The following is a 7,495-nucleotide window of genomic DNA, read 5'->3' as shown; positions in this document are numbered from 1 at the left end:
TATCTTCAACTTTCTCATATGTGGTATATCGTTTAAAACAACTTAGGCACTCCCGCCTTCGCCTAGTTGCAATATTATCCTCTGTTGACCTAGAGTCAACCACTTTACTTTCTTCACAACTGCAATATGGACACTTCAATGCTATTCACGCCCTTTTTCTAGTATACTTATCAAATATACTAACATTATACACTTTTTATTATAAATTAAAATAGGTTAGGGACATAAAAATAAATAACAAGTACACCGACATGTTATTTACTTGAATGTACCTTACTCATCATTTCCCATGTTTACATCACTGCCGTCTATGAGAATAACATCCACACCAATTTTTTTTACTTTCTCCCAAGGTATCTCAATGCTATTATTTTTATTGAACCAAGATGACTTCTGAGTTGGCATTAGAATCGAAACAATTCTATTTTCATCACAATCAACTCTTAAATCCTTTATATAACCCATTTTTGAACCTGAGGTTATGTCTATAATTTCCATCTGTCTTAAATTATTTAATGCGTACATTAGGCTTTCCATTTTATTACCCCCTATGCTAGTATATTTTATAAATGCATTACACTTTATATTATTTATATTCATTAGTAATTAAAAATATTATTTTAATTAGAATATTTTTTATTTGAACATCCCTTATTTAAATACACATAATATCATATCCTAAAATTGGTTCAAAAAAATGGCCCACCTAAAGGACCCTATACATACTTTCTCATGTGCTTTAATGCAGTTTTTTCTAGTCTTGACACCTGTGCTTGGGATATGCCTATTTCATCAGCTACTTCCATTTGAGTTCTTCCATCGAAGAACCTTAAATTTAAAATTAGCTTTTCTCTACCATTTAAATTTTTCATTGCTTCCTTAATTGTTATATTTTCAAGCCAAGTATCATCTAAGTTTTTAGTATCACTTATTTGATCCATTACATAAATCGCATCTCCACCATCATGATAAATTGATTCAAATAAAGACACGATCTTGCAACGCATCTAGTGCAAATACTACATCTTCTCTAGGCAATTCTAGTTCTTTTGCTATTTGAGTTACTGTTGGTTCTTTATTGTTCTCATTAACCAATCTATCTCTTACTTGCAATGCTCTATAGGCAATATCCCGTAGTGACCTACTAACTCTTATAGAGTTAGTATCTCTAAGGTATCTTCTTATTTCGCCAATTATCATAGGAACTGCATACGTTGAAAATCTAACATTTAAACTTATATCGAAATTATCAATGGACTTCATTGATTTATTTTTTATACTACAGACAACCTTACACCATTTTATTAATTTCTTTTTTCAACCTTTTTATAATTCTTTTTTCAAGTCTTGAAATATAAGATTGAGATATTCCGAGTATATCAGCAACTTCTTTTTGTGTTTTTTCTATAGCTCCATTTAAACCAAATCTTAATTGTACAATTTCTTTTTCTCTTGAATTTAAATGTTGCATTGCAAGCCAAAGTAATTGTTTATCTACATCCTCTTCAATTATATTGTAAACCACATCATTGTCCGTACCAAGAATGTCAGATAGCAATAATTCATTACCGTCCCAGTCAACATTTAGAGGCTCATAAAAAGAAATTTCAGTTTTAATTTTACTGTTTCGCCTAAGATACATTAAAATTTCATTTTCAATACATCTTGAAGCATATGTAGCTAATTTAATTTGTTTTTCAGGATCAAATGTATTAACTGCTTTTATAAGTCCTATGGTTCCTACAGAAATTAAATCTTCAACATTTACACCTGTATTTTCAAATTTCCTTGCTATATATACTACTAACCTTAAATTTCTTTCAATTAAGGTAGCTCTCACATTTTTATCTCCCGTATCGAGCTTTGTTACTAACGCATACTCTTCATCCTTAGTTAAAGGAGGCGGTAGTGCATCATTCCCCCCTATATAAAACAAATTATTTGAAAATACTTTAAATTTAACAATCAACTTGTTTAACAATACTTTAAAATTAAACATAATAGCCTCCTTATTTATATTATTACATAATAATTACATAATAATTACTAGCATTTTACCTATTAAATGAGTATACCTCTAGACATAAGCCCATTATAGTCATTTTCTTTGCTTAATTTATATTCACAAAAAGCTATAATTACATCTCTTGTTTCAATGTTTTTTTTATCGATATGAATATTAATGCACTCTGGTTTAAACCCTATAAGTCTACCATTAGTCCCATTTACTACAGTATATGGAATGAGGTAGGTATTATTTTTTTCAAGCATTACCTCACTTAAACTATCCCGCTCAACGATCAATACCGGTAAATTAGTAACAGGCTCGCGAAGCTCATTTCCTGTATCTAAAAATGCCTTTATAGTTTTTTTATAACTTTTATTTATTATATCAACAGTATATATAAGTGTTGATATCTTCTTTCTATCTCCTATAAAAATTATGATCCTATATATTAAAATATAAATTATCATCAGTGAAAGTAGTAACTTTTCATAAGGGAAATTTATTATTATAACATTGAACGACATTTCTTCACTATTATTCATTTGAATAAATAAGCACATTCCAGCTAAAAGAATTGAATATAATATAAAAACTAATGAAGCTTTAATATTGAATATAATATTTTTTTCTCTAAAAACAATTAAAATCATGGCAATGACAATTAATATTTTAAAAGGTAAATATGACAAGTATTTTAACTTTGGGTACACTACCGTTAAAACATATAAGCTCCCTACAAAACTTGAAAGGCACATCCACATGAAATTTATTCTTTTTCTTAATGTTTGAACAGTAACATGTAATATGAATAGATTAACTATAAAATTTACCAATATAAGAACATCTATATATACTATCACTTGTCCCTCCTCCTTTAAATTATTATATATCTTATGCAAGCAAAAATTTGTCATTTTTTACCACATTATTATAAATTTATTCTTCTATAAAACGTCACTAATTCTCATATTATTCCATGTTGCAAATCAGAGGTAATGGTTTAGTACATAAATAATAAAAAAAGGACCCTCGCCCAACAAATCGTAAGGCATATGGATCCTATTAATAATTAAAATTGTTTTAAACGCAAATAAAGTGCCAAAAGGCACTTTATTTATTAGGCAAGCTTACATTTATTTATTTTGTCTTCTTAAAAAAGCTGGAATTTCTAAATCTGCTTCTTCATACTCTTTAGTGTACGCCACTTCTTCAATAGGATTAACTGTTTCTTTTACTTTGGACTTTAGAACATTTTTATTGTTCATTACTTTATCATTCTCAAAACCAGTTGCAATAACTGTTATTCTTATTTCATCCTTTAAATTTTCATCAATAACTGCACCAAATATAATATTAGCATCTGGGTCAGCTGCTCCTTGTACAATTTCCGCGGCTTCATTTATTTCAAGTAAGCCTAAGTCCATTCCACCAGTAATATTTAAAAGCACACCAGTAGCCCCAACTATAGAAGTTTCCAATAGCGGACTTGAAATAGCTTGTTTTGCTGCTTCTTGAGCTCTATTATCGCCTGACGCACTACCAACACCCATATGTGCAAGGCCTTTAGCAAGCATAATTGTCCTCACATCTGCAAAATCTAGATTTACAAGACCTGGTATTGTAATTAAATCAGATATACCTTGTATACCTTGTCTTAATACATCATCAGCCATCTTGAAAGAATCCATTAATGTAGTTTTCTTATCTACCATGGTTAATAGTCTTTCATTTGGTATTGTTACTAAAGTATCCACTGTTTCTTTAAGGGTTTTTATCCCTATTTCAGCATTAATCATTCTTTTTCTGCCTTCAAAAGGAAATGGTTTTGTTACAACTCCTACAGTAAGTATTCCCATAGATTTAGCAATTTCTGCAACAACAGGTGCTGCCCCAGTACCTGTACCGCCACCCATACCTGCAGTAATAAATACCATATCTGCCCCTTTTATAGCTTGGGAAATTTCATCTCTACTTTCTTCTGCCGCTTTCATACCAATTTCTGGATTGGCACCTGCTCCTAGCCCCTTAGTTAATTTATCTCCAATTTGAATTTTTTGAACCGCATGAGAAAGAATTAAAGCTTGTTTATCTGTATTTATAGCTATAAATTCCACGTTTTTAAGTCCCTCATTAATCATTCTGTTTATAGCATTGTTTCCTCCGCCTCCACACCCAATTACTTTAATCTGAGCAAATTCTTGAACATCAACATCAAAATCTAGCACAACACTACCTCCTCTTTAGAAAAAATCTGCAAAAAAACCTTTAACCTTTGATGCAAATCCATTTTCCCCTTTTATATTTTTATTTTTTGACTGTTTGTTATCATACGAATGTTCATCTAATTCTTCTAATGAACTATTACTAGTTTTAAGTTTACTAACAACTTGCAAAACTATGCCCACTGCCGTAACATATATAGGGCTAGCTGCTCCTACATACTCTGGTGAACCTATTCTCACTGACTTAGCTAATATCTCTTTACTTAGCTCATTAGTGCCCCTAAATAACGAGATACCTCCACCAACTATCACGACACCAGAAGTTTCTTTATAAAATCCACTACTTGATAAGTTTTTTTCAATTAAATATAATAACTCTTCTACTCTAGCATGAATTATATCTACTAATAAATTGTTATCAATTTCCATTAAAGTATCATAAGAATCTTTAACCCTAATTTTTGAGGTATCGTCTCCTTTGCCTTTAATTAGGCTTCCATATTTAAGTTTTAATCTTTCACCTTCACTAAAAGGAACTTTAAGACAAACTGATATATCATTGGTTATATTATCTCCACCTAATTGAATAATAGAAGTGTATTTTAATTTTCCACTCTTGTAAATAGAGATATCAATAGTCTGTGCTCCAACATCTACTAGTGCTATTCCCATATCCTTCTCTTCTTTTCGAAGCACTGCCTCAGAGATTGCTGATGGCTGAAGTACTATACCATTAACTTTAATTCCAGCTCGCTTCACACTTTTCAGTAAATTACTAACTACTGTGGATTGTGCCATGACTACTTGTCCTTCAACTTCGAGCCTTACTCCACTCATTCCTATAGGGTCTTTGATATTGTCATATCCATCAACGATATATTGTTCAGGCTCTACCCCTACTATTTCTTTATCGAGAGGAACTGAGATAAGTTTAGCTGCTTCAATTACCCTATCCACATCACTTTGTTTAATTTCTCTATCTTCAGAAGATATCGCAATCATCCCTGTATTTCTTACTAGTTCACAAATACCTCCAGGTAGTGATATATAAGCCTCACTGATCTGTGTATCTGTCATACGTTCTAATTGTGTGACACATTGTTTTATAGCTTCAGCTGTACTATCAATATCTATTACAACTGATTTATTTAAACCACTACATACCACTGATGTAATGCCTATAATCTGAAGTTTTCCATTACTACTAATTTTACCAACTGCTCCGCATATTTTTGATGATCCCAAATCAATTCCTACTATTTGTTTATTCATTAAGTCTATCCCCCCCTCTGCACGAGAAACCTTAAGTGTATATATTCAACATAAGAATAAATTTTCCTCTTATTTAATTAATTTTTTTAAAATATTAATTAAAAATTTAAATTTAATTAAAACAAGGTTACATTTTATTGTATATTTGTGGATATATATAAATTTAATTTCTAATTAGTAACTATCTTAAATCCCTATATCTAATTATACAATACTAACAGCTTCAAAAGAAGATGTAATCTCCAACTTATTTAATCTGATACTTTTCTTCTGATATATAATTAATTTAATGATTTAAAAAGTTAATTTTTTATTGTAACCTCAGTATAGTAGCAATATATAAAAAATGCAAAGTTACTTAGAGTATTTCGCATTTAAGCACAAACAAATTAAAGCTAAAAGCAATAATTTATATTACTTTTAGCCTATTTGCTTATTTATTATTAACTAAAGAGATAACATTCTTATCATCATTTCATTGTCAACGCAGTAAGTCATTGCTTCATCTTTAGATATAATAGCTTTTTTATATAACTCTGCAATTGACATATCCATGGTTTTCATGCCATATTTCCCTCCAGTTTGAACGCAGGATTGTAATTGATGAGTTTTCCCTTCGCGGATAAGGTTTTGAATTGCTGGAGTTGATATCATTATCTCAAGAGCCGCCACTCTGCCTACGTCATTAATTTTAGGTATTAATTGTTGAGAAACTATTCCCTGCATTACTGCAGCTAATTGAACTTTGATTTGTTGCTGCTGATGTGGAGGAAATACATCCACTATTCTATCTACAGTTTTGGCTGCACCTATAGTATGTAAAGTAGAGAAAACCAAATGACCAGTTTCAGCTGCAGTTATAGCAATGGAAATCGTCTCAAGATCTCTCATTTCGCCTACTAATATAACATCTGGATCTTCTCTAAGTATAGCTCTTAAAGCATTTTTATAATTTTTACTATCTTTCCCAATTTCTCTTTGATTAATAATGGATTTGTTATGTTTATGCAAATACTCAATAGGGTCCTCCAGAGTTATTATATTACATGCTCTAGTAGAATTAATTTCATTAACCATAGCCGCTAGAGTAGTACTTTTACCACTGCCTGTAGGCCCCGTTACTAAAACTAGCCCTCTTTGCTTTGTAGTAAGTGCCCTAACAACCTCAGGAAACTCAAGTTGTTTAAGCGTAGGTATTTTTAGTGCAACTACTCTAATAGCTATAGTATCGCTTCCTCTTTGTTTATAAACATTAACTCTAAATCTTCCAAGGCCGTAAATAGAGTAAGAAGTATCAATTTCCCCATTTTCATAGTATTCTTCATAAGAGTTTTCTAAAATTTCTCTTGCGTATTTTTCCGTATCTGCTGGTGTTAATTTATCTTTTCCTACTTGTATTAGATGACCATTAACTCTAATAACTGGTACTGATCCAACTGTTAGGTGCAAATCTGATGCATTTTGTTCTGTGGTATTTTCTAGTAATTCACTAAGCGATATCATTATTTGTCCCCCTGTTCTTTAATGAAGCTCCCAAATATCTATGGCTAATGAGCTTAAATTTTTAGTATGTTATTACCATTTTCAATCTCTGGCTCCATTTCTCACATCTTGATGTAGAAATTTTGTTTTCTTTAGTAAAAATAAAATTAATTCATTTGTTTTATAATATTCGACAAAATTATAAAATTCTCCTTTTTTATTCTTTTTACCGTCTATCATAATTTATTAGGACTAGTTAACCTATTTTTATTATTATAATTTAACTCCTTATAAAGCTTCTTTAATGCTCTCTTTTCAATCCTAGAAACATAGGACCTAGAAATTCCCAGGATCAATGCAATCTCCCTTTGAGTCCGAGGTTTCCCGTCAATTAATCCATATCGCATTTGAATTATTATTTTTTCCCTATCCATCAAAGCTAAATTTATCTTACTATAGAGTTTTTTAATTTGTATTTTATTTTCTACAATCTCAATAATGGAATCTTCAT

Annotated in this window: 7 protein-coding genes and 2 pseudogenes; all 9 read right to left on the bottom strand. The window is 30.6% G+C overall.

Annotation, left to right across the window (positions count from 1 at the left end; genetic code table 11):
* A pseudogene (locus tag JJE11_RS10940) lies at positions 1–139 on the bottom strand (transcriptional regulator NrdR); the annotation flags it as partial.
* Positions 140–273: 134 nt separating this feature from the next.
* Positions 274–537: a YlmC/YmxH family sporulation protein gene (locus JJE11_RS10935; RefSeq protein WP_291635493.1), complete on the bottom strand. Its 264-nt coding sequence runs from the start codon at positions 535–537 to the stop codon at positions 274–276.
* 179 nt (positions 538–716) lie between these two features.
* Positions 717–1,263 (bottom strand): annotated as a pseudogene (locus tag JJE11_RS10930) (sigma-70 family RNA polymerase sigma factor); the annotation flags it as partial.
* 28 nt (positions 1,264–1,291) lie between these two features.
* On the bottom strand, positions 1,292–1,999 hold the full coding sequence (sigE, locus tag JJE11_RS10925; protein ID WP_291635491.1) for an RNA polymerase sporulation sigma factor SigE: 708 nt from the start codon (positions 1,997–1,999) through the stop codon (positions 1,292–1,294).
* A 62-nt stretch (positions 2,000–2,061) separates the two neighbouring features.
* A complete protein-coding gene (gene spoIIGA / locus JJE11_RS10920) occupies positions 2,062–2,868 on the bottom strand; it encodes a sigma-E processing peptidase SpoIIGA (protein WP_291635489.1) in 807 nt (268 codons plus the stop codon).
* 273 nt (positions 2,869–3,141) lie between these two features.
* Positions 3,142–4,233, bottom strand: coding sequence for a cell division protein FtsZ (gene ftsZ, locus JJE11_RS10915; RefSeq protein ID WP_291635487.1), 1,092 nt, complete (start codon positions 4,231–4,233; stop codon positions 3,142–3,144).
* 15 nt (positions 4,234–4,248) lie between these two features.
* Positions 4,249–5,502 (bottom strand): cell division protein FtsA, encoded by a 1,254-nt coding sequence (gene ftsA / locus JJE11_RS10910; RefSeq protein WP_291635484.1) that lies wholly within the window; start codon positions 5,500–5,502, stop codon positions 4,249–4,251.
* Positions 5,503–5,949: 447 nt separating this feature from the next.
* On the bottom strand, positions 5,950–7,005 hold the full coding sequence (locus JJE11_RS10905) for a type IV pilus twitching motility protein PilT (protein ID WP_291635482.1): 1,056 nt from the start codon (positions 7,003–7,005) through the stop codon (positions 5,950–5,952).
* 215 nt (positions 7,006–7,220) lie between these two features.
* On the bottom strand, positions 7,221–7,495 hold a 275-nt coding region (locus JJE11_RS10900), incomplete at its 5' end, for a sigma-70 family RNA polymerase sigma factor (RefSeq protein ID WP_291635480.1).

The organism is Clostridium sp., from assembly GCF_016650095.1.
Taxonomy (GTDB): Bacteria; Bacillota; Clostridia; order Clostridiales; family Clostridiaceae; genus Clostridium_AD.
This window is presented reverse-complemented; position numbering and strand designations above follow the sequence as displayed.

Coding starts and splice junctions, on each gene's coding strand:
- JJE11_RS10935 (WP_291635493.1), bottom strand. CDS start 537: ATGGAAAGCCTAATGTACGCATTAAATAATTTAAGACAGATGGAAATT.
- sigE (WP_291635491.1), bottom strand. CDS start 1,999: ATGTTTAATTTTAAAGTATTGTTAAACAAGTTGATTGTTAAATTTAAA.
- ftsA (WP_291635484.1), bottom strand. CDS start 5,502: ATGAATAAACAAATAGTAGGAATTGATTTGGGATCATCAAAAATATGC.
- JJE11_RS10905 (WP_291635482.1), bottom strand. CDS start 7,005: ATGATATCGCTTAGTGAATTACTAGAAAATACCACAGAACAAAATGCA.